This window comes from Sulfidibacter corallicola (assembly GCF_017498545.1).
GTDB lineage: Bacteria > Acidobacteriota > Holophagae > Acanthopleuribacterales > Acanthopleuribacteraceae > Sulfidibacter > Sulfidibacter corallicola.
The window spans coordinates 6165791-6188865 of record NZ_CP071793.1; the positions used below are offsets into that span (position 1 = coordinate 6165791).

The 23075-nt window shown below is 59.6% G+C and carries 17 protein-coding genes and 2 tRNA genes; 7 read left to right on the top strand and 12 right to left on the bottom strand.

All coding sequences use genetic code 11. The annotated features are described in order from the left end of the window. Positions 1–22: 22 nt before the first annotated feature. From J3U87_RS18955 to J3U87_RS18970, 4 genes are all read right to left on the bottom strand, one after another. Positions 23–604 carry a SixA phosphatase family protein gene (locus J3U87_RS18955; RefSeq protein WP_237377349.1) on the bottom strand — a complete coding sequence of 194 codons (582 nt, stop codon included), beginning with the start codon at positions 602–604 and terminating at the stop codon, positions 23–25. Positions 605–819: 215 nt separating this feature from the next. Further along, positions 820–3024 (bottom strand): carboxy terminal-processing peptidase, encoded by a 2205-nt coding sequence (locus tag J3U87_RS18960; RefSeq protein ID WP_237377350.1) that lies wholly within the window; start codon positions 3022–3024, stop codon positions 820–822. Between the two features lie 97 nt (positions 3025–3121). Beyond that, positions 3122–3706, bottom strand: coding sequence for a gamma carbonic anhydrase family protein (locus J3U87_RS18965; RefSeq protein WP_237377351.1), 585 nt, complete (start codon positions 3704–3706; stop codon positions 3122–3124). A 292-nt stretch (positions 3707–3998) separates the two neighbouring features. Continuing rightward, a complete protein-coding gene (locus J3U87_RS18970) occupies positions 3999–5045 on the bottom strand; it encodes a UDP-N-acetylmuramate dehydrogenase (protein ID WP_237377352.1) in 1047 nt (348 codons plus the stop codon). Positions 5046–5421: 376 nt separating this feature from the next. On the opposite strand from J3U87_RS18970, the gene J3U87_RS18975 reads away from it, so the two are divergent. From J3U87_RS18975 to J3U87_RS18985, 3 genes are all read left to right on the top strand, one after another. After that, the gene (locus tag J3U87_RS18975; RefSeq protein WP_237377353.1) at positions 5422–6405 is read left to right on the top strand and encodes an SDR family oxidoreductase; all 984 of its coding nucleotides are present in this window, start codon (positions 5422–5424) and stop codon (positions 6403–6405) included. A gap of 456 nt (positions 6406–6861) precedes the next feature. After that, positions 6862–8271 carry an OmpP1/FadL family transporter gene (locus tag J3U87_RS18980; RefSeq protein WP_237377354.1) on the top strand — a complete coding sequence of 470 codons (1410 nt, stop codon included), beginning with the start codon at positions 6862–6864 and terminating at the stop codon, positions 8269–8271. A 12-nt stretch (positions 8272–8283) separates the two neighbouring features. Next, a complete protein-coding gene (locus J3U87_RS18985; protein ID WP_237377355.1) occupies positions 8284–9630 on the top strand; it encodes an OmpP1/FadL family transporter in 1347 nt (448 codons plus the stop codon). 168 nt (positions 9631–9798) lie between these two features. Here J3U87_RS18985 and J3U87_RS18990 read toward each other — a convergent pair whose 3' ends face one another. Beyond that, positions 9799–11829 (bottom strand): DEAD/DEAH box helicase, encoded by a 2031-nt coding sequence (locus J3U87_RS18990; RefSeq protein WP_237377356.1) that lies wholly within the window; start codon positions 11827–11829, stop codon positions 9799–9801. Positions 11830–12157: 328 nt separating this feature from the next. Beyond that, positions 12158–12232, bottom strand: a tRNA-Arg gene (locus J3U87_RS18995). A gap of 469 nt (positions 12233–12701) precedes the next feature. On the opposite strand from J3U87_RS18995, the gene J3U87_RS19000 reads away from it, so the two are divergent. Further along, entirely contained in the window at positions 12702–13496 is a 795-nt protein-coding gene (locus tag J3U87_RS19000) for a DUF2270 domain-containing protein (RefSeq protein ID WP_237377357.1), read from the top strand. An 80-nt stretch (positions 13497–13576) separates the two neighbouring features. On the opposite strand, the gene J3U87_RS19005 is transcribed toward J3U87_RS19000, so the two are convergent. Next, positions 13577–14515, bottom strand: coding sequence for a hypothetical protein (locus J3U87_RS19005; protein ID WP_237377358.1), 939 nt, complete (start codon positions 14513–14515; stop codon positions 13577–13579). A gap of 480 nt (positions 14516–14995) precedes the next feature. Here J3U87_RS19005 and J3U87_RS19010 point away from each other — a divergent pair, with 480 nt between their 5' ends. Then, on the top strand, positions 14996–16174 hold the full coding sequence (locus tag J3U87_RS19010; protein ID WP_237377359.1) for a VWA domain-containing protein: 1179 nt from the start codon (positions 14996–14998) through the stop codon (positions 16172–16174). 558 nt (positions 16175–16732) lie between these two features. Here J3U87_RS19010 and J3U87_RS19015 read toward each other — a convergent pair. The 5 genes from J3U87_RS19015 to J3U87_RS19035 form a co-directional block, all read right to left on the bottom strand. Then, the gene (locus tag J3U87_RS19015; protein WP_237377360.1) at positions 16733–17992 is read right to left on the bottom strand and encodes a peptidylprolyl isomerase; all 1260 of its coding nucleotides are present in this window, start codon (positions 17990–17992) and stop codon (positions 16733–16735) included. A gap of 142 nt (positions 17993–18134) precedes the next feature. Then, the gene (gene rnd / locus J3U87_RS19020) at positions 18135–19310 is read right to left on the bottom strand and encodes a ribonuclease D (RefSeq protein ID WP_237377361.1); all 1176 of its coding nucleotides are present in this window, start codon (positions 19308–19310) and stop codon (positions 18135–18137) included. 341 nt (positions 19311–19651) lie between these two features. Further along, positions 19652–19736 (bottom strand) — tRNA-Leu (locus J3U87_RS19025). Positions 19737–19825: 89 nt separating this feature from the next. Next, the gene (ubiE, locus tag J3U87_RS19030) at positions 19826–20572 is read right to left on the bottom strand and encodes a bifunctional demethylmenaquinone methyltransferase/2-methoxy-6-polyprenyl-1,4-benzoquinol methylase UbiE (RefSeq protein ID WP_237377362.1); all 747 of its coding nucleotides are present in this window, start codon (positions 20570–20572) and stop codon (positions 19826–19828) included. Next, complete coding sequence (locus J3U87_RS19035) at positions 20569–20955, bottom strand: GFA family protein (protein ID WP_237377363.1); 387 nt, start codon at positions 20953–20955, stop codon at positions 20569–20571. Before J3U87_RS19035 ends, ubiE begins: the two co-directional genes overlap by 4 nt. Before the next feature lie 416 nt (positions 20956–21371). Between J3U87_RS19035 and J3U87_RS19040 the strand changes: the two genes are divergently transcribed. Continuing rightward, positions 21372–22244, top strand: a complete 873-nt coding sequence (locus J3U87_RS19040) for a hypothetical protein (RefSeq protein WP_237377364.1) — start codon at positions 21372–21374, stop codon at positions 22242–22244. Between the two features lie 169 nt (positions 22245–22413). Then, positions 22414–23007, top strand: coding sequence for a hypothetical protein (locus J3U87_RS19045; protein ID WP_237377365.1), 594 nt, complete (start codon positions 22414–22416; stop codon positions 23005–23007). Positions 23008–23075: the final 68 nt, after the last annotated feature.

A 23075-nucleotide genomic window follows, 5' to 3' on the forward strand; every position in this document is an offset into this window, starting at 1 on the left:
GATGCCTCCTAACTTGAATCGGTTACCGCGAAATAGAACCCCGTCGGGCGTCGTCCGCGACGCGTTTCCCCTCGAGCATGGGGGGGTGGGCTGGTAACAGGGTGCGGGGCCGGGTGATGCTCAACAGGGTGGCGCAGCCTGGCGCCACCTTTTTCCAGGGCGTTTGAATCGACAAACGCACCAACGTGGCCGTGGGGATGAGTTTTCCATCGGGAGGTGTCGGCGGTTCCTGGGCACACAAGAACCGGGTGAGGTCCTCCAAATCGGGGTTGTGACCGACCAGCATGAGGCGTTGAAGTGCGGGCGTCGCCTTTTGGATGAGCCGAATCATGTAGTCGGTGTCGGCGAAGTACAGTTTTTTCTTCCAGATGACGTCACCGTAGGGGTAATCCATGGCGCGACATACGCGCTTGGTGGTCATGGCCGCGCGCATGGCCGTGGAAGAGAAGACCATGTCCGGAATCCAGTGCTCGTCCAGCAGGTAGTGACCGATATTGGTCGCGTCCCGGCGACCGCGTTTCTTGAGAGGGCGCTCGTAATCGCCCAACAGGGGATCGTCCCAGGACGATTTCCCGTGACGAAGGATCAGAAGTTCACGAGTCATAGGTCATCTCTAATAATGGCAAAGGGATAGCGATGAGGTGATCGCGAAGTGTCTCCCTAAGCATACCAGGAATCGAGGGTCGGGGGAAAGCGCCTGGTCCGGTCAGGGCAAACCGCTCCGTCCCAAAAAAAGAAAAGGCCCGGTCGCCTGGACCGAGCCTCTTTGAAACGAAAGGGTTTGTAATGGGTTCCCGAACGCCGTTGCGGCGCGGGGGATTACAGCGAATCTTTTTTGCCTCTGGTCGTCCGCAGGCCGGCGAAGCCCTCACCGCGCAGGGAAATGTAGTCCCGCATGACCATCAGGCACTCTTCCAGGATGTAGTCCGGGATTGCCACCTTTTCTTCGTCGTCTTTCTCGGCACCGGCGATTGTTTCGGCTTTGTTTTCGTCGGGCTTCTCATCCTCGGGGGCCACGATGGCCTTATTGTTTTCCAGGATGATGGTTTCGTCGGTCTTGATGCCGGAAACGCGGATCTTACGAGATTCGTCGCGGGCGTTTTCCTTGGCTTCGAGCTCCTCTTTCTCTTTCTGGCGCTCCGCCAGAACCAGGCTCACGCTGTTGCGTTCGCGGTTCTTTTTGCGATAGGCGGAATCCTCGGCGAGGTATTGAAACTCGTTGTTTTTGGTCAGACGCTTGGCCGAGTTGGCCTTGAGTACCGGCACCAGATCGCGGACGAGGCCGTAGTTCTTGTGCGGGACCGCGTCGATTTCATCCCAGGGCAGGGCGTAGTCCAAGTCCTCTTCGCCCACGTCCAGATCGTCGTAGGGGGAGGGCAGGACCACGTCGGGTTCGACCCCTTTGAATTGAGTCGAGCTGCCGGAAATGCGGTAGAACTTGAGCGTGGTCATCTTGAGGGCACCGGCCACGTCTTCGGCGAAGGCCCGGCGCATCTGTTTGTTGAGCGAGGGTTGCAGCGAGAAGATGTTCTGGACCGTGCCCTTGCCGTGGGTGGACTTGGCGCCCACGACCACGCCGCGGTCGTAATCCTGAATGGCGCCGGCGAAGATTTCCGAAGCCGAGGCGCTGAACACGCTGGTCAACACGACCAGCGGGCCGCGATAGCGCAACTCGTCGTCGGGATCGCGGTGAACCCGAACGCGGCCGTTGAAGTCGCGAACCTGAACCACGGGACCCTCGTCGATGAACACACCGGTCAGTTCGATGGCTTCATCCAGTGCGCCACCGCCGTTCTGGCGGAGGTCGATGACCAGGCCGTCGATGTTCTTGCTCTCCAGCTTGGCGATCAGGCGACGTACGTCGCGAGTGGTGGATTTGTAATTGGGATCGCCGGCCACTTTGGCGGACGTATCCATGTAAAAAGAGGGGATTTCGATAACACCGACGCGCATTGCATTGCCGTTCTCACCCTCCATTTCCATGATTTCCGCCTTGGCGTCCATCGCGGTGATTTCCACGCGGTCGCGAATCAGGGCGACCTCTTTGGTTTGCGAGTAATCCTTGGCGTCGCCGGGAATCATCAGCAGCCGGACCAGGGAGCCCTTGGGGCCGCGAATCTTCTTGACCACCTTGTCCAGGCGCAGGTCGACGACGTCTTCGTACTCACCCTTCTTACCCTGGGCCACGCCGATGATCTTGTCTTCGGGCTTGATCTTGCTGCTCTTTTCCGCCGGGCCGCCCTTGACCAGGGCCGCCACGACCGTGTATTCGCCTTCGGTGCGCAAGGTGGCGCCGATGCCTTCCAGCGAATGACCCATCTCGATGTCGAAATTCTCCTTGGTCATCGGCTTGAGGTAGGCGGAATGTGGGTCGAAGGTTCGCGCGACCGAGGAGAGGAAGGTTTCCAGGACATCCGTCTCGTCCAGGTCGCGGTTGTTCCGGCTAAGGCGCTCATAGCGTTTGCGCAGCAGGTCCAGGGTGTCTTTTTTGGGTTTGCCCTGGAGCTCGAAGCGAATCAAGTCTTCCTTCAAGCGGCGGCGCCAGATTTGGTTCAATTCATCCTTGGACTTGGCCCACGGTTGTTCGTGGCGTCTCAGGACGTAACCCTCCACTTTCGTGAAATCGAATTCCTGATCCAATAGCTCGTTGATGTTCTCGACCCGTTCGTCCACGCGTTGCCGGAATCGATTGTAGATCAGGAAGGCGGTGCTGACATTGGCGGGAACCATGCGCAGTTGATCGTCGAATTGGGTTTCCCAGGCACGAAATTGCTGGATGTCGGATTCCAGGAAAAACATGCGGTTGTAGTCGAGGGACTCCAGATACTCCTTGAAGACGCGCTTGGACAGGTCGTCGTCTAGATTCAGACCACTGTAGTGGTAAAGGCTGAGGAAATTGGAAACCAGGTTGGCCACGTAGGGCTGGTACTCGATAGATTTGAGCTTTCCGGTTTCCGCGACCGCCGTTGCGGTAAACAAAACGATGGTGACGATGGCGATCATCTTCTTGAAGTAGCTTGCCATGGATCCCCCAAATTCGCGTGATTTTTACATTCTAAGCCTTTCCATACGACGGTACCATGGCAAAAGTTCCTCGGCCCGACTGGCGAAAAGGCTGTGTTCATGCCTGTTTCAGCGCCTCCAGGTGGCGGCGGAACAGATTGTCGCGCCAAGTCGTGAAGCGGCCCTGATCGCGATAGGCGGCGGCGTAGGCCACGTAGTGATGCGCTCGCTCGATGAGGAACGCCCGTTCCGATTCCTTGAGATCCCGAACGACTTTGGCGGGGCGCCCCAGGATCAGGACGCCGGGTGGAAATTCCTTGCCTTCGGTGACCAGGCTGCCGGCCCCGACGATGGTGTCCTCGGCGATGACCGCGCCATCCATGACCGTCGAGTGCATGCCGATCATGACGCGATGGCCGATGGTGCAGCCGTGAGCGATGACGCCGTGTCCGAAGGTCACGTCGTCGCCGATGTGTAGCGGATTGGTTTGGTAGCTGGTGTGGAAGGTACAGTTGTCTTGAACGTTGGTTCGATTGCCGACGCGGATTTCGTGAACGTCGCCGCGGATGGCGGCCTGAAACCACACGGAGCAATGATCGCCGAGCACGACGTCGCCGTTGATGCGGGCGCTCACGTCAATGAAACAGTTGTCGGGGATGATCGGATCTTTGGCCAGGTGGGGCAACGACAAAGATTCCGTCATGGCGAGCTCCTTTTCATTTGTGGATGGTATCGGGAAGGTCGAAATGGAGAAATTTTTGGAACAGGACCTGGGCCCAGCAACACCGGTGCCAGCGGGTTGGAAAGGAGCCGCACCCGCTGGCCTTGGCCGAGCCGAATCTGCCGGAACGGAAGGGTGGAACCGCTCGGTACATGGATTCGATAACGCTATGGAATGGATCCTACTTCCTACATCATTCTAACACTCGAGACGCGGGTGGCTCCCAAGCCCGAGTCGATGCCTGTCACATTTTGTCGCGAGAAGTGGCGCGGCGTCATGGTTTCTCGCGGCCCGCGAGAATCAACGGCTCCGGTTCCAGGCGTACGCCGAATCGCTGGAGGACGCCATCCTGGATTTCGTTTTTGAGTGCGATCACTTCGGCCGAGCTGCCCGAACCTCGATTGATCAGGGCCAAACAGTGTTTCTGGGAAAGGCCCACTCCGCCGCGAACCAGGCCCTTTTTGAAGCCACTGTGATCGATCAGCCAGGCGGCCGACAATTTGACCCGTCCGTCGTCCTGGGCGTAGGCCGGATGCGGCTCGCGGCAACGGGTTTGAAACGCGGCATAGGCTTCGGGGTCGAGTATCGGATTGGTGAAGAAGGAGCCGCAACTGCGGGCGTTGGGATCGGTCGGATCGGCCAACATCGACTTTTCGCCGCGCACGATCAGGACCGCGGCCCGGGCTTTTGCGACCGAGGCGTCCTTTGGGAGGCGTTTGGTCAGGTCGGGATAGGTCACGGTCGCCTTGCCGTTGCGTCTCAGGTTGAAGCGCACGGAAAGGACGACGGCGCGGTCGCGCCAGGCACCTTTGAAGACACTGTCCCGATAGGCGAAGGCACAGCGTGCGTTGTCCCAGGATTCCACTTGCATGGTCTCCAGGTTCAGGATTTCCACTTCCGTGATGGTCTGCGACACTTCCTGGCCGTAGGCGCCGATGTTCTGTATCGGCGCCGCGCCTACCAGCCCCGGGATACCGGACAGGCATTCGATTCCGGCCAGGTTCCGGGCTACCGCTTCCGCCACGAAATCGTCCCATAGCTCGCCCGCCGCGGCCGTGACCTCCACGTCCCGATTCTGGTTGTTCTGCCGGTATTCGATGCCCTTCATGGCCAGGGCGATCACCAGGCCGGGAAAGCCGGTGTCGTCGAAGACCAGATTGCTGCCGCCACCGAGCAGAAAGAAGGGCAGTCGATGGTTGCGCGCCCAGGTGATCATCTCCACCAGATCCGTGGTCGTCCTGGCCTGGCCGAAATAGCGGGCCGGTCCACCGATTCCGAGGGTCGTCAACGGGGCGAGGGGCACGTTCTCTCTGAGGTTCACGTCAGCTCCAGGGGATAGGTGTTGGGAGGGGGGTGAAGTGGGCCGGCATGGCTTCGACGGGAATGGCCGGCGAGACACCGGGTCTCGGCAAGCTCCCGGAAAGTCTCAGTATAGGCAGCGAGGGCAGGGAGTACAAGCCGGTGGGGCAGTCGCCGCGGGGGATCTCTCCTCCAGGACCTGGATGGCCTACCTGGCCCTTTCTGACCACGAGGCCTCTCGAAGGGATTTCGGCTTCGGAACCGCTGGATCGCCGCGGTGATTCATGACGTCTGAATGGGGCATGGTCTCGGCCCAAAAAAAGGAGATTCGCCGAGGCTCGATCGAGTGAGAACGTGTTATGGTCATCGCATCCTATTCAGCATGTCGAGAGGCCCATATGAGCAAGCCGTTGCAGGGGAAAATTGCGGTGGTGACCGGTGCCACCCGTGGTGCGGGGCGCGGCATCGCCTGTATGTTGGGCGAGGCCGGTGCCACCGTTTATTGTACCGGGCGCAGCGTGCGGGGGCGGATCGCCACGGCGGGGCGTTCGGAAACCATCGAAGAGACCGCGGAGATGGTGACCGCCCATGGCGGGGAAGGGATCGCCGTGAAGGTGGATCACACCGTCGAAAGCGAGGTCGTCGCCCTGTTCGAACGCATCGCCGAAGAGCGGCCCCACCTGGACATTCTGGTCAACGACGTATGGGGCGGCGATGCGCTCACCGAATGGAGCAAGATGTTCTGGGAGCTGGATATCGAGAAGGGCATGACCATGTTCCATCGCGCCGTCCATGGCCACATCCTCACCAGTCGCCATGCTTTCCCGCTGTTGGCCAAGGCCGATCACGGTTTGATCGTCGAGGTGACCGACGGCGATCACATGGGTTACCGGCTCAATCTCTACTACGACCTCGTCAAGACCGCGGTCATTCGGCTCGCTTTCGGCATGTCGCGCGAATTGGCCAAATACCCCATCACGGCGCTCGCGGTGACGCCGGGTTTTCTTCGCTCCGAGGCGATGCTCGACCACTTCGGCGTGACCGAGGAGAATTGGCGCGACGGGGTGGCCAAGGACCCGCATTTCATCGCGTCCGAAACCCCCTTCTACGTAGGGCGGGCCATCGCGGCGTTGGCCGCCGATCCCAACGTTGCGGCCAAGGCGGGTCGGGTGTTCAGTTCCTGGGACTTGGCGCTCGAATACGATTTCGTCGACGTAGACGGCAGGCAACCCATCTGGTCGCGCCACCTTTTGGAAACCACGGGCCAGAACTTCGTGGCTTGCGACGAGGCTTTTTACGACAAGTATTGCAGCGACGGTCCCTTGGAGACCCTGTTCTCCGATTGGCCGCCCGGCCCCGAATCGAGCGGGGACCGGAAGTGATCGCGAGCCGAAGATAGGCCATTCGCCCCATCCAAATGTCGTGAGATTCGCGATTCGGCGAAACGAATCCCTGTTTTTCGTCACCCTGACTTAAAGGAGACTCTCCGCGTTCTCGGGTTGTACGGCAGGCTCGGCGCTGTTGCGCTAAGTGGTTTGAAGTAGCGATCTTCGGGGGAGGCGTGTATGCTTGTTCGACTTCGAGGTCACGGGTCGGCGATGCTCCGTTCCATCTGGAGGTTCCCGATCCCCATCCACGGCGAAATCCCGAGATCATCTCCGATGACACTGCCGAAATCGGTCGCCCTTTCGGGCGTTTTCATCGATTCGGTAGCCGCGGTCACCGAGGGGGCTTTGCTTGGCGTGTGACCATCGCAATTGGTATACTGGGGTGTTTATCCCCCCGAAATTAAAAAACTTAATCATTCATTTTCGCTTGAGATCAAGGGTTAGAAGGCTATGAAAAAGATCTTATTTTGTGCGATCTTCCTGAGTTCGTTCGGCTTACTCGCGCAGAACGACATGCATGCCAACATCGATTTACAGTTTCGGTTCGCCAACCCCGGTGCCCGTGCACAGGCCATGGGTGGTGCGTTCATCGGTTTGGCCGACGATACCACCGCCATCTTCGCCAACCCGGCCGGACTGGCGCGTTTGGCCAGTACCACCGTGGTGGCCGAATTGGGCAACACCGACCGGGACAACAACATTCCGTTTTACAGCGGAACCATCGATCGGGTGGCGCTGCAGGACTTCGAGTTCAATTTGCAGGATCGGGACTTTCCCGAAACGACCACGTCCGTGCCCTTCGTGGCCTACGTCGATACGCGGTCTCGGTTGAAGTGGGGGGTGTTCTACGCCGAGCAGGCCAACTTCGAGCGGCGCTTCGAAACCGCCGGGGTGACCATTCCGCGCTATCGCAATCCGGACTATTTGAGCAACAACACCCTCACGTTTTTTCCCGACAGCGATCATTTCATCGATCTGCAGATGCGGACGGTGGGCGTCAGTGCGGGATTCGCGTTGACCGAACGGCTCTCGGTGGGGGTCACCCTCAATTACAACGATTTCCAGTACGAGGGCAAAACCGATCTGTTCATCCCCGATTTCCAGGCACTCTTTCCGAACGAAACCTTCAACCCCGCCTTTCTCGATGCGATCGAACCACTGATCGGCGATTCGCTGGCGCGGGTGGACGTCGACGGTGACGATCAGGCGGTCAGCGTCTACGCAGGAATTCTGTTCGCACCCAACCCGCGATTCAGCATCGGGTTGGCCTACAAGCAGCAGCCCAAATTCGAATACGACTTCACCACCAACGGTATCGACACCAACACGCTGGAGGAACTGCCCACCGAAACCGGCGTCGGCGATTTCCGGATGCCCGACAGTTACGGTGCCGGCATCAGCTTCAAGCCCACCGACCTGTTCATCTTTTCGTTGGAAATCAACCGGGTGCTCTATTCCGAGTTGGCGGAAGACTTTACCGCCTTTTTCGCCAATCCGGTGGACCCCGCCAACAACCGTCAAGTCGTCGGTGACGTCACCGAGTACCATGCCGGGATCGAGTACATCATCACCTCGACCACCTTTCCGCTATCGTTGCGTGCCGGCTACTGGTTGGAACCCTATCACGCACTGCAAAACGAGAAACTGGACACGCAAATCCTGTTCGGGTACACCGACGAAAGCGGAGACTTTCTGGCCAGCTTCCGACAAAACGTGTTTTTACAGCAGTTTGCTGAGGACGAAAACCACATCACCTTTGGCGCCGGCCTGAGTGTGGGGCGGCATTTCGCCTTGGATGTGGCTGCCGATATCGCGGACGAAACCAGTTCCTACAGCCTTTCCGGCATTTATCGATTTTAGCGAGGAAGCGACATGAAACGGCTTGTTCTCCCTATGTTTTTGATGTTGGCCGGAATCTCGGCCTTTGCTCAGCACAACAACCGCAGCGCGCGGGATCTGCAGTTCCGGTTCGGCAACCCCGGCGGCCGTTCGCTGGGATTCGGCGGCGCATTCCTGGCTCTTGCCGACGACGCGACCGCACCGGTAGCCAACCCCGCAGGGATGACGCGCACCACCAAGCGATCGTTGGCCTACGAGTTGAACTACGAGCGGCGCGACAACGAGATCCCCTTTCAGTCGGGCTCGATACTGCAGACCAACCTCTTTGAATTCGATTACAACTTCACTGCGGCCGACGCACCCGAAAGCCAGTTCCAGGTGCCCTATCTGGCGGTCGTGCTGCCCCACGGCAACCTGCGTTACGGCTTCTTCGTGCACCAGCAGGCCAAGCTGGAACGCAGTTATACCTCCGAGCCGATCACCGTGTGTCATCTCGGCTCCAATTTCTACCCCAACTGCGAGCTGGACGAACGGCCCGCGAGTTTCAACCCGTCCACCGATGTCCTGGACCTGGATATCGTCAACGCGGGTGCCTCGCTGGCCTACGGTTTCGGCGACACCTTTTCGATCGGCGCATCCCTGTTCTTCAGTCGTATGGACTATCAGGCCGATTCCGTCATTCTCGCCGAACAGGTGCTGGACACGGTGCGGATCGAGAAGTTGGCGCGTGGCGAGGACGAGGATTTCGGCGGCATGGTGGGCGCTCTGTGGCGCGCGACCAACGAACTGTCGGTCGGCGTGACCTACAAGTTCCAACCGGAATTCGTCTACACCGCCACCCTGAATTCCGAACGACCTCTGCCCGGAACCCCGGACAACTTCGTTCAGGAAGGCACCTTCAAGATTCCCGACTCACTGGGGATCGGCGTCAGCATCGCGCCGCTCGAGAACCTGACGATCAACGTGGACGCCGTGCGGGTCTACTATTCGGAGGTCACCGACGAATTGATCGACTTCACGGGCGTCGAGGTCAACGACCGGGTGGTGACCCAGGCGATGTCCGACATCACCGAACTGCACGTGGGCATGGAGTGGGTTTTCCTGAACCTGGCCTATCCGCTTTCCCTGCGCCTGGGTTACTGGCTCGATCCCTACCATGCCGCCGTCAACTCCATCGAGGACAGCCAGATTCTCGGTGGCTTCGATCCGCAGCAGCCCGAATTGCGAGACATCTTCTTCCTGCACCTCTTCGAGGAAGACGAGAACCACTATTCCCTCGGGTTGGGTTGGTCGTTCGGGGAGAACTTCCAATTCGATGCCGCGGTGGAAGTGGCCGATCAGAGCACCAATGCGACGGTGAGCGGTATCTATCGCTTTTGAACCGGGTTCGGCCTGCGATCCTTTGATTCCGGGCCGTCACCCATCGCCATGATTCAAGCGGCCGGCTCATGCGACGAGTCGGCCGTTTCCGCGAATGTCCTGGATCGGGTCAAAAAAAAACACGGCCTCGGTGGGCCGTGTTTTTTGGTGATCGGAGATGCGGAGCGATCAGGAGTTCGCCGGCTCCACGTAGGACACGGGACTCTCCGAGATGAAGAGCTCGAAGCTCTTGTATTGCTTGCCGTCGGCCGCCAATACGGCTCTCAGCGAACCGGAGCCGATGTTGATGAAGCTCTCGTGGTCCTTCATGAAGATATCGCCGATATCCTCCATGCGGGCCCGGCCCTGGCGGCGCAGGATGTTCTGAATGTCCATCTGGTCCAGGCCGTCGCGACGGCCCAGCGACAGGCAGACCGTGGTGAACGACTTGTCACGGCCCCGGCCCCGGTCACGACCCCGTCCACGTCCGCGGTCATGGCGTGAACCGCGACCTTCGGGGCGGCGATCCTTGTCTTCGTTACCGCGATGACGAGGTGCCGTATCTTCCTTGGGGGCAGCCGCTTGTTCGGTGTCGGGCGTTGCTGGTGCGTTCGCTTTCTGTTGATCCGCGTCGTGATCCCGGCCGCGTGCGGCGCGATCTTCGTTGCGATCTCGGTCGCGGCTACGGCCACGCCCGCGGTCGTCGTCGCGATCCCGTCCGCGTCTGCGGTCGTCGTCGCGATCTCGTCCACGCGTTTCGCCACGGCGACCACCGCGCCGTCCGCGACGGCGCCCGCCGTCTCCATCGCGATCGCGGTCTCGATCACGGTCACGGTCTCGATCACGGTCACGGTCTCGATCCCGGCCGCGATCGCGGCTGGATTCCGAGCGTTCGGGTTTGTTGTTCTGGTAGTGCTCGGTGGGATCCTCGGGGATCGCCGGACGCAGGAACTTTTCCAACAACAGCGGCAACAGGCTCTTGGCCTGCTCTGCGGTCAGGTTTTCGGCGAGTTGGGTGAATTCGTCGCCGATATCGGCATCCTTGGCGTAATCGATCGAGCTCAGCTTGCCCAGGTGATGGTTGATGCGACCTTCGATCACTTCGGCCTCGGTGGGCATCTGAATTTCTTCGGCCTCGATGCTGTTGGCGATCAATGCCTGGCGGAACCCGGCCAGGTCGTGGCTGGACACCAGGGAAATGGCCACGCCCGATTTACCCGCGCGGCCGGTACGGCCGGTGCGGTGGACGTAGGTTTCCGAATCGCCGCTGGAGCTGTAATTGAACACGTGGGTCACGGCCGGCACGTCGATGCCGCGTGCCGCCAGATCGGTACACACCAGGTGTTGCACGAGGCCGTTGCGCATCTTGCCCAGCGTCTTTTCCCGCTGGGTTTGCGAGAGATCGGAAGACAGACCCTCCGCATTGACGCCGGCTTTGGCCAGGAACAGGTGGACCGATTTCACTTCCGAGCGCGTGTTGCAGAAAATGAAGCTGATCTCCGGCTGCTCCTTTTCCAGGAAGGCCAGCAACCCACGTTCCTTGTCGGCCGCGTCGACCATGCAATACCGGTGAGAAATTTCCTTGGGCGCGATTTCCTTCTCGCTCAGGGTGATGCGTTCCGGTTCGTCCATGTGCTGGTGGATCAGGCTTTCGACGCTGTAGGGGAAGGTGGCCGAACTCATCACGATTTGGCGGCGTCGGGGCAGGTGTTTGAAAATGAGCTGAACGTCTTGAAGGAAACCCATCGACAGCATTTTGTCCGCTTCGTCCAGCACGATGCCGCGAACGACGGAAAAGCTCATGGTGCGCCGCTTGAGGTGGTCCAAGATGCGGCCCGGCGTGCCGATGACGATCTGAGCGCCCTCGCGCAAGGCGTTGATTTGGGCTTTCATGTTGGCGCCGCCGTAAATGGCGGCCACACTGACGCTCATATTCTGCGACAGTGAATCCAGTTCCGCGTAAACCTGGGCGGCCAGCTCACGAGTGGGAACCAGGACCACGAACTGAACGGCGGGAACGTCTTCCATCACGCCATTCAGGAGGGGCAGTCCGAATGCGGCCGTCTTGCCGCTGCCGGTCTGTGATTGAATCACGACATCTTTCTTCTCCATGATGACCGGAATGGACTGAGCTTGTATGGGGGTTGGGCTTTCATAGCCCTTGGCCTTCAGGTTTTCCAGGATCGCATCCGAGAAACCAAGATCATTAAAGTTGTCCATGGCAACTCCTAAACATGTAGGTGGTCGAAAAAATCGCGCGGCTGGGCCTCGACGACATGTGGGAGGCCCAATTGTGCTTGGATGGGAAAACGTACATTTGAAACGCTTGCTTCTGTATTGAAATTGGCCTGAAGGCTTTTGGTTCGAGCGCGATGCCTTCGGTACCCAGCTCCGGATCCGACGATCACGGGTCGGCCGCCATTTTCCTCATTTGACCGGGGCACTTGGTGTCAACCCGGGTCATCAACATCTGCAAAACAACGCGGAATGCAACATTCAAACAACCACACGACCAATAGTTGTTACATCCGGGGCGGGAGCGGGGTAGTGGTACCCCTGGGTGGAATCGAACCACCGCACCTGGCTCCGGAGGCCAGTGCTCTATCCACTGAGCTACAGGGGCATGGTCGGAAAGTCTAGCAAATGTTCGACGAACTTGCTACGGTCAATTTGAACACAGGTGCAGATAAGCCGCAAGCAGTTAAACGAGATGGGGTGTGTTTGGCTGATACCACTGTGCATTCACTGGTTAGGGATCATGATCGAATGCCGGTCAGGCGGGTTCCGAGCCCTTCTGAGAACCTGAACGCAGTCTCGTGAAGAAGTTTTTTACTCGGGGAAATGTCGCGTGAGGATCCATGATGCCGGCGATGATCGAGACCGATGGGATTGTCGCCTAGATTACGATTGTCGCCGCCTCCGAGAAATTGAAGTGTTTTTCGGTTTTGCCGAAATGTGGTTAAAGCTATGATCCTTCCGAATGGGCTGATCGCGGGCGTAGGTTCGCGGTACCCACGAGTTCCTGTGTTTTGTGTGTTGGGTTTGGTCTTCCATCCGATAGGCTCGGCCGCTGTTTTTCTCCAAGGTGTCTTATGACTCAGCCTACGCGATACCGACTTCAAGATTTCGACCTCGAGGAAGAAGCGGATATCGAACCCGATGTCCGCTCGCAAAAATCTTCGAAGAAGGCCGAACACCCCACCGCGGGCGGTGATTTCGAAACCTACCCGTTGACGCGGCCCGAGTACATCTCGGCCATGGTACACCTCTATCGCGGCGAACTCACGCGCTCCAACACCTGGCGCTTGCGGCTGGACACGACCACCAACTGGGCCATCATCGCCACCATGGGCTTGCTTTCGTTCGCGTTCAACCTCAAGGAACACACCCATGGCAGCATCGTATTGGGCATGTACCTGGTCCTGCACTTCCTCACCCTGGAGGCGCGCCGCTTTCGCTTTTTCGACGTGTGGCGAACCCGATTGCGCATGATCGAGGAAAACTTCTACGGACCGATTCTGACGCGCGACCTGTCCAGTCCGGAACACAACTGGGGTGACCTGGTGGCCGACGACCTGCTTCACCCGCGTTTCAAGATCACCTATCTGCAGGCCTTTCGGACCAGGTTGTTGCGCAACTACGTGGCGCTGTTCATCATTCTGCTGTTCGGCTGGGCCGTCAAACTGTTGATGCACCCCCAGGCCGAGGGCATCCACTGGTGGGAACACATGGCCTTCGGGCCGATTCCCTGGTGGCTTTCGCTGCTCACCGTTTTTGCCCTGTACCTGTTCCTGGTGTGCGTGGTGATCTTCGTGCCGCCCTCCCACCCCGCGGAGGGGGATTATTGGAACGTGGAAAAACCGCTGGGGAAAATTTCAGATTTTTGACGGCCAACCCTGGCCGATTCCCGCGGGCATAAAAAAACCGGCGCCGAAGCACCGGTTTTCAGCATGCGACCGAAATCATGTCAGCGATTGCGGAGGATGCGACCTTCCTGGGTGGTTTTGTTGGCGAATTCGAAGTAGTCGACCGGAACCGAGGACGAAATCTGGCTGCCGTTTTCGAACGCCAGACCCAGTGCGGCCACGTTTTGGTTGCACTTGAATTCCAGGTAACCGTAGCCCAGGCCGGGGTTGCCCAACAGGGTGTCGATCTGCGGGAACAAGTCGTAGGTGGTGCCCAGCCACTTGCCGCCGGAGGGGATGCTGTTGACCGTGACGGTCGACAGCGGTTGGTCGTTGGCGCCGTTGGCGCCGTCGTCGTAGAGGTTCACCACGCAGTCGCAGGTTTGGGTGGAGGCGTTGGTGAGGGCCAGGCCGCGGAATTTCCGGCGTTCCGAATAGGCGTCGATGCGTTGGTCGATGTTGATCAGGAAATTGGGGCCCGGCGTTTGGACGGCCACGCCGACGGTGGCGTTCTTGGCGCCGTTCTCGAAACTGCTGTAGATGGCTTCCAGGCTGTAGCCCACGTCCGCTTCGTCGGAGTAGAAAAACGCTTGCAGGTTGGCGCGGTTCTCGACGATGTCGTCGAATTCGAACACCAGGATTTCGAAGGGGGCGATCAAGGCCCGGTATTGCGAGCCGGGTGTAAGCTGATTGCCGGCACCGTCGAAAATGACGGCGTTGACCAGGCGACCGTCGATGTCCAGCAAATCGAATTCGATCGTGATGGTGCGGTTCGTATCGTTGCGAACCATGACCGCGGATCGCCAGGAATCGTTGATGGCGAGGTGGGGGATCGCCTTGAGGACTTCCGCCCGCTTGGCCTGGCGGGTGTAGGGTCCGGTTTTGGAAGAAAGAATTTCAATGCGCGTACCGGCTTCCGCGGCCGATGCTGACTCGCCGGCGGTGAGTGGCGCGACCGCGACGGTCAAGATCATTAAGATCGAAAATACGAATTGCTTCATGGATGTACTCCTCGGGAATGAGTTTGCGGTCGCCAGATGCGGCAAAATCTGTTCCATTTGCCCGATCGTCTCGGCTGAAGTTGGGAAGTCGACCTGAGATAGCCTTCTGACAACGCCCGATTTGGGCCTAATCATAAGTGTTTTCGTCACCGAATGCGACGCATGCGATTGATTTTTGTGACGCACCAAATAGAAAAAGCTAACGCTGCCGACTGTCCTTTCCTGGCAACGGCCTGTTGTTTCCTGACGACGACGCCCCTGGTGTAACCGGCTGGGTGTGGTAGGGTAAGCCAGGGTCCTCGCGATGGGATGGGTGCGGCGTGCGTGCCGCGTCCTTTCGGGGGATTCGAGACGTTCACCTGAATCGATAAGCGAAATCCAACTGTCGGAGCGTCGCCGGCCTTGCGGGCTGAAGCCGGGGAACGGGAATTGCTCTACCCGGGAGCGACGTTTCCAATGAGCCAAAAGGTGGTTTTTTTCATGAACTTATCGCGCGTGAGCTACCATCGACTTCCCGCGATGCGATGGATTCATCTCCTTCCTTGGGCCCTGGTCTGGGCCGCGGCGGTGTCCGGCTCGTCGCTCCTCGCCCAGGTACGCATCCTGGATCCGCTCGAGGGAGCCTATGTCTCCGATCGCTACGAAGTGGTTCTCGAGATTGCCGAACCGAGCGTGGTAACTCGCACCCAGCTCCTGTTGAACGAGGAGCCTGTCTTCGACAAGGAGGGCGCCCACACCGCCGTTGTCGTGGATTTCGGCGAGACGATCGAACAGCATCACATCGTGGCGAGGTTGGTATTGCAGTCGGGAGAAACGGTGGCGTCCCCGGCTGTCGTGACCAAGGCCTTGCGTGTGGATTTCGAGACCACCGCGCGCGTGCTCCTCCTTTCGGCTTTGGTGAAAAACGGTCGCGGCAGTCCGATTCTGGGGCTCGAACGCAAGGATTTTCGCGTATTCGAGGACGGCAATCCGGTGGAGATCCGCAGCTTTTTCACCGAGCGCCTGCCCTTGGATCTGGTCTTGGTTCTGGATACGTCCTCGTCGTTGGGTCAAGAGGGCATCACCACCGTCCGCAAGGCCGCACACAGTTTCGTACAGAACCTGGCCGACAGCGATCGCGTCGCCATTTTCGAGATCAAGAACGAGCCCATCAAGGTCTTGGGCTTCACCAACGACCGCAAGCAAATGACGGCCAGTATCGGCGGTTTGAATTCGAAGGGGCAGACCGCGCTTTTCGATTCGCTCGGTGCGGCGTTGAACGACCTGGAAGGCCGAAAGCGCGGCAGGCGGGCCATCGTGATGTTCACCGACGGCCGCGACAGCATCTACGAGCTCGCCAGAAACAAGGCGTACCAAATGCGAGTGGCCATCGAGCGGGCCCAGAACGCCGAAACCGTGGTGTATACCATCGGCCTTGGGAAAAAGATCAATCGCGGTGCGCTGGAAACCATCGCGGCCGATACCGGTGGGCGCTTCCTCTATGCGGATCGGGCCCTGCGCTTGCCGAAACTCTTTCAGGAAGTGGTGTTGGACCTGAAGCACCAGTACGTGCTGGGTGTGGTGCCGAAGGCGACGAACACCGGGTATCACGCACTGAAGGTAGAGGTGCGCAAGCGCCGAGCTCGGGTGGTGACCCGCAAGGGCTACACGCTGAAATGACCGGTTCGGAAACCTTTCCTGCCGATCGAAGTGCGTCGCTCGGCAGTTCCCGCATCCAAAGTGGTTCGCTGGCCTGTAGGTTGGCCTGCCAGGCCGACGCTTCGAAGCAACCGAAGCCACGACGTCACCCAATCTCCAAGAGCGGAGTCAAAGGTTTCGCTGAAAGATCAGGGTCGAAGAGCGCGTCTGCTCGTAAGCGACGTAAGGCCTGTAGGTGGAGCAGCTTGCTCCACCAATCGAAGCGAACCAGGGAGCGATGAAGTACAGCGCGCAAGAGCGGAGCGAGTCCTGTTGGGTGGGAGCAATCGAGGCCTGGGCGCGCTTTTCTGTCTGGCGTAACGTGCTGATGTAGTGTGGGTTGCCTAGACTGGTTGCGCTGACAGCCTGCGCGGCCCGGCTCAACCTACAGGCCTGGCTGTTCTCTCGGCATGCGGGAACCGCGGGACTGCCCACTGTCGGTGATAGCCCGTTGGCGAATCATTAGGTTGCGCTCATGGGTATTGCGCTCCGTCGTCAATTGGTTTGCTTCGACGCGTCGGTGCCATTACGGGGCTTGGGTTATCGCTCCGGAGTCTGTGGCGATTCCCGGTGGGTCGAAAAATCCCGGGGCACCGGTAGACGCAGTAGGATGTGGAATCCGAAGGGGGTTTCCACCGCGTCCCGTGAAAATTCACCCACTGCCAGGGTCGCCAGGGCCTGGCTGAACTCGGGGATCAGGTCACCGTTGTGCCATACCCGACCCAGGTGGCCACCGCTCTCGCGGGATGGCGCGTCGGAAAACTCCCGGGCGAGCCGAGCGAAAGTGGTCGGATCGCTCGGCATGCTCGCTTCCAGCTCTTGGATCAACCGTTGCGTTTCCGCGATCGCCTCTTCCCTCGTACGCGTCACCTCCGTGCCCACCTGGGCCGCGTCGCGATGGGCGACCAAGATGTGTGCGCCGTTCCACGTCTCGATCTCGCGCCGCTGAAAGAAACCGAATCCACGGGGCGTGAGCAGGGGGCCGATCACCGCGCCCACTTCGGCCACCTTCATCTTTTCGACCAATTCGTGGGGGACTCGGCGGTCACCTTCCGCGAATACGCCCAACTCGATCGGACCCTGCTCGGGATCGAGCTCCCGGGCCACGGCCTCGAACGATTCAGGCGAAATTTGGCGGCCGATGTCTCGCGCTTTCTCCTCGGCTTCGGCCTTGTCCGGCAGTTGAGGGTCCTGGCTGGTCTCGGTGGCGAAGGGAATAAAAAGGCCCACGGCCCGATAATGTCGCGCCCGCTTGGTCTCGCGTCGAACGATATGGAATCCGAATGGTGTTTCGATCGGATCGGGCGTCACCTGTCCAACGGTCAGCCGATCCAGCGTGTCTTCCAGAGCCTCCGCCATTTCGCCCTTGTTCCAGGCGCCCAGGTGTCCGTCGGGCGAAGCGGCCGATGTGTTGGCGTGTTCGTGGGCGAGGTAGGCGAACAGGGTAGGATCGCTTTGTAGCCGGTTGGCCAGTTCGGAGGCCAACGCGAGGGCCTCTTCGCGGGTGCGAATCACGTCCAGGTCGGCGCCCACGGCGTCGCGATGGGCGATCAAGATGTGGGATGCGCAATAGTCGCCCTCGCGATCCAGGTACTGGACCAGGGGGGTCGCCATCGCCAATTGACGCGGCTCCTCCGGCTCGGGCTCCGGCGTGACCGGTTCGGGTTCCGTCTGGGACGTCGGCGGGATCGACGGGACCGGCTCCGAATCTCGAGGGGCCGGATCGTTGCTGCACGCCGAAACCATCAGAACGACAGCGATCAGGAGTACGGCTGTATGTTCCGTGATTCGTGTTTTCATTTCTGCCAGCCTCGGCTACTGGAAAAATGTGTCGCGTGCGGAGAGTTACCGATTCGTACGTGCCGGAGCGATGTAGGATCCGGTTCCCTTTCCATGTTCGGGTGAATACGCCAACCTTACCATGGCTTGGGCTTCGTTTTCTTCACGTCAGTTCTTCCCAAGTGATGTGTTGGCTTTCAACCTTAATAATCATACGCCCTTCCATCAAACTGACCAACAGGCTGCCCACCATTTCCTTGCGCCAACCGTGACTGATGGCGAACTTGGTGGTGTCTTTGCCCGATAGGGTGGCATCGATGAACGGGGCCAAATCCCGTTTGAGGATGATGTTGGCCGGCGCCATGTTGGCCTTGTGGGCGATTTCCTTGATGAGAATCCAGGCCAGATCCGCCAGGGCCTCGGCCTTGTCGGAGGGTCCCCGGTTCTTGCTCTCCTTGAGTTTGGGCCATTGAGAGCGGGGCAGGTCGCGGGCGCGCGCGTGGGTTTCCTGGAGACTTTCGCCGTGGCGTTGGACGAATTTGGGATGGATGCCGCGCCGAGATTTCAATTGATCGAGCGTCAGCTTGTCCATCTTGGCCAGCTCGACCATGACCTCGTCGCTCAGCACGAAACGCAGTGGTTTGTCCAGCTCGCGGGCTTTCTGGTCACGCCAAATGGCCAGGCCTTGCAGGACCACCAGGTCCTTCTCTTTGAGTTGACCGACTTTTTTGACCTTGCGCCAGAGACCGGCGGGGTCGGGATTGAAGAGGTCGTTGGTCAGTTGGGCCGCGGTTTCCTCTCGAATCCAGTTCAGACGGCCTTGGCTCTTCGCGAGCGCCACCAATTTGTCGTAGGCATCGGGCAGGTAACGCACGTCGTCCTGCGCGTAGCGGATCTGGGCGTCGGTCAAGGGTCGCTGCAGCCAGTTCGTGAAGCTGTCGCCCTTGCGCAACTGGATGCCCAGTGTCTTGGAGATCAGCGCCGCGTAACTGATCTGATCACCGAGGCCGCACATGCTGGCGGCGATTTGGGTATCGAAAATCGGTTGGGGGATCGATCCCATCTGATTGTAGAAAATCTCCAGATCCTGGCGGCTCGAGTGCAGGACCTTGACGATATCCGTGTTTTTCAAGAGAACGTGGAAGGGATCCCAATCGGTAACCTTCAAGGGATCGATGAGAAGCGGACCTTGTCCGGGCCAAGAGACCTGGATCAATGCCAAAACCGGATAGTAGGTGCGCTCGCGAATGAATTCGGTATCTAACGTTATAAAAGGTTGGTTCTCGGCCGATGCACAAATCTCGGCCAGAGCTTCATTCGTGGTGATATCGATCTGCATGGTTACTTGATTTGCCTCTCAAGACTCCATCTAAAAAGCCAAAACTAACACATGCTATCTTAAAAAGCTCGTGTAAACTTGACGGCCGCTCGGGCGGCTGGAGCCCATGGGTGGGGTGTGAAGGTCGTGCGGGGATGGGGCCCAGGTTGCGGTGTCGCGGTAGTTCAGGGCAGAGGACCCGAAGAGCCGATGGGCTTCCTGCGATTGCAGGCCGGGGCCCGAAAAGGGAAGGGACATCCAACCGGAGCCCATAAACAAAAAAAGCCTCGAAAGGACAATACCTTTGAGGTTCCGGTTCGAGCTGTTGAATTGTTGAGCAATCGGAAAAGAAAGGGGGGAAGTGGTGCCCAGGAAGGGATTCGAACCCCCATGCATTGCTGCACACGGACCTGAACCGTGCGTGTCTACCAATTTCACCACCTGGGCACGTGGACAAGGAGAGAAGATACCAGAATCCGTCGGAGATGCAACCCAAAAATTCAAAAAAAATCGGGAATCGGCTCTGGGCGCGGATCTCAGCTCGGTTTTCGGGCCCAATGAATGGCCACCGTGCGAAACATGAAATGACGAAAGGCGACGGATTGGAATCCGGCTCCGGAAAAAAGATCTGCCAGATCTTCGGCGGTCTCGAAAGACTGGGTCGAACTGGAGAGGTAGGCGTAGGCCGAGGCGTCGGCGGAGAGCAGCCGCCCCAGCAGCGGCAGGCCGTGATTCAAATAGGTGCGAATGAAGGGACGCAGGATGCCCGGTGGTGGTGGCGTGGTATCCAGGCAAACCACTTTGCCGCCTGGTTCGAGAACGCGGTAGACCTCGGCCAGGGCGGTGGGGATCGAGGCCACGTTGCGCAGGAGGTATCCGAAGGTGACCGCCCCGAAGCTGTTGTCGGCAAAGGGCAGGCGCATGGCGTCGCAGGCGATCCAATGGAGCTGCCCTGCATGGGGGCGGGTGATGCCGTGGCGCATCATGCCCAGCGAAAAGTCGCCGGCGATGACGGTGGCCTCGGGGAGCCGCCGTTTGAATTCCAGGGCGATGTCGCCGGTGCCCGAGGCCAAATCCAAAACCCGGCCACCCTCCGCCAGCTCCGCTCGCGCTACCACGAATCGCCGCCAGCGTTGGTCTTGACCCATCGTCATGACCCGATTCATGAGGTCGTATCGAGGCGCGAGCTTGTCGAACATGCCCTGGATGCGGGCACCTTTCTCTCCCAAATCGGCGTGATGGGATGGCTGTGCCCCGTGTTCGGGTTTGGTTTCCGGTGTCATGATTCGTAACCTTCGATTTTCTGGATGTTCTGTTCCCAGTTTGCGCCGTCGAAAGGCGTGATCTCCACCTTGCGCCAGTCCAGGTCGGTCACGCAGCGCAGGTTGACGTCGTACCCGTCTGGATGGGATCGCGGAACATAGAAAGGAGAAACACCGCAGTGGCTGCAGAAATGGTGTTTGGCTTCACCGGTGTTGAAGCGGTAGGTCGAAAGGTCCCGCTGGCCCTGCAACAGTTCGAAGTCCCCGCTGGGAACGATCAGGTGAATGTACCCTTTCTGAAAGCAAATGGAGCAATTGCATTCGAGGGCTTTTTCGAACATGGCGCGAACGCGGAAGCGGATGCGCCCGCAATGGCAAGTGCCTTCCTTCCAAACCGGAACCATGGTGTGCCTCCCTCGGGGATCGTCGCGTGCTTTCGAGAACGGGGCGCGCGTCGGCGTCGCGTGACGGTTTGCCTGGCCGGTGCCTCCCGGTGATGCCCCGGGCCGCGGTGCGACTTCGGTCGAGCCCTCGTTCTGGGCGGCCACATTATTTCACGCCGCCTTGGGGTGTCCAAGCAAAAGTCTTCTCCTTCGCCCCGGAGCAGGCCCGGGCTGCCAGGTCCCATACCTAATTAATATGAAGGTTCCGCGAACGCGACACGGACGGTGGTGGGGACTGCAAAAAAACCGTGACCCGGTTTCCCATCCGTTCCTGTTCTTCATGAATAGAACGCGACTCCTGATCTGGACCCGCCTCCGGGGCCTGTCGCGAGATCTGACGCTCGAGTTGGGACCTTTGTCCCGGATTTGGAGGAATCATGCTTATTTCTGTTTTTGACTTCACCCGCCGGAGTCTGGACCCGGTGGAACGCGATTGGGCGATCAAGGCCGTGAACGCCCAGTTGGCCGAAGATTTTGCGCCCGGTTGGGAGGTCGGCGCCTCGGTGGTTGTCGAATCGCTGGATCTCTCCCGTCCCTTTCACATCCGCCCGAAGGGGAAGAGCGCCGTGGTGTTGGTAGATTCGGTCGAATCCATGCCGCACGAGGTATTGCGCACCTGGCGGTCGGCCGGTTTTGGGTTCTCGGTGGTCTGTCCGGACCTGGCCGTCGATGCCGGCGAACCCTGGACCCGGGTGTTCTCCCGCGAGATCCTGCAGGCCGTGGCCTTTCCGCGTGGGCCTCGCTACATTCGCGGGCCACATCCGGAACTACCGGGGCGCGAGGTGTTCCACCTTCGATTGATCTGCGCGCCCGTTTGGTCGGAGGGTTACCGGGTGATGGGTGTGGATGTGGCGGATTTCGTTCTTCCTGGCTATTATTCCCGGCTGCACATGCCCCGCCGCCATCAAAAGGCCTTTTTACCGTTACAGGCCTTCGGCAAGCTGCCGGGCGGTTTTCTCGCCTACCTCGATCCTCGCGAAAACGAGGTCATCCATTACTTCGGCGAAGACGGCACGGCCGCGGATGCCGCGAATCGCTATCTGGCCCACGCTCCGGCGCGCCGGTGGTCGCATCGGCCGGTTCCCTTCGTGCCGATCTGGTCGCGGCCCCCTGAAATGCCCGCGGGGGATTCCTCCGGCGTTGGTCGGATTCCCGACCCGCTTTGCTTCGCCTGTGGCTCTTCGTTGCGGGGCCTGGGACCCGGTGCCCGAGTCGCCGTGACTGCCGGTCGTCGCGAAGGGGGTGGATGAAGCCGCCAAGGTCGACCGGGGCGGTTCGCGGCCCTCGTGCGCGGGCTTGGCGTGGCGCGACGTGAAGGTCCCGGCTAAAATGCAATCATCACCTCATTTCCGACGAATGCTCGAACGAGGCTCGCCCTCGCCTCGTTCGACCACTCGCCTTTTGCCGAAGGAGTGCCTCTTGTCTTGGGATCTTCTGCCTGCTGTTCTGGTTACGGCGATACTCACCAGTGCCTTCACCCTGGGTGGCGCATTTCTGGTCATTCGGTTCTGGCTTTGGAGGGTGCTCGAGCGGGAACTGGACGACCGGTTGCTCGAGGCGGAGAAGGATTTTCGTGAAGAATTAGAAAAGACCGCCGAGGAATTGATCCCCGAATTCCGCAAGGAACTTTCCGAAGGCTTCCAGGAATCGGCGGAGGAACTGCTGCCCGATTTCCGCAAGGAGGTCAGTGAAGGATTCGAGGAGGCCGCGCGCGAGTTGTTGCCCGAGTTTCGTTCGGAGTTGAAGGAGGCATTCGAAGAGAGTGCCCGGGAGTTGCTGCCCGAGTTTCGGAGCGAAGTTCAGGAAGGCTTCGAAGAAGGCGCCGCTCGAGTCCTGCCGGAATTTCGCAAGGAGGTCAAGGGCGGCTTCGAAGACGCCATGATTTCGGCGGCGGGTGGTGAGCTGGTCGATCGCACGGCCCAGAAAGTGGCCACTCAGGGCAGCCGGTTCGTAGCGTCGGGCCTGAACCTGATTTTCGGAAAACCGGGACAACGCAAGGACGAAAGGAAATAGGAGAATCGCACCGGATCTGGAAGAAAACGTTGGGACCGACGGAGCGCCCTCGGGTCGCCAGCCTGGAG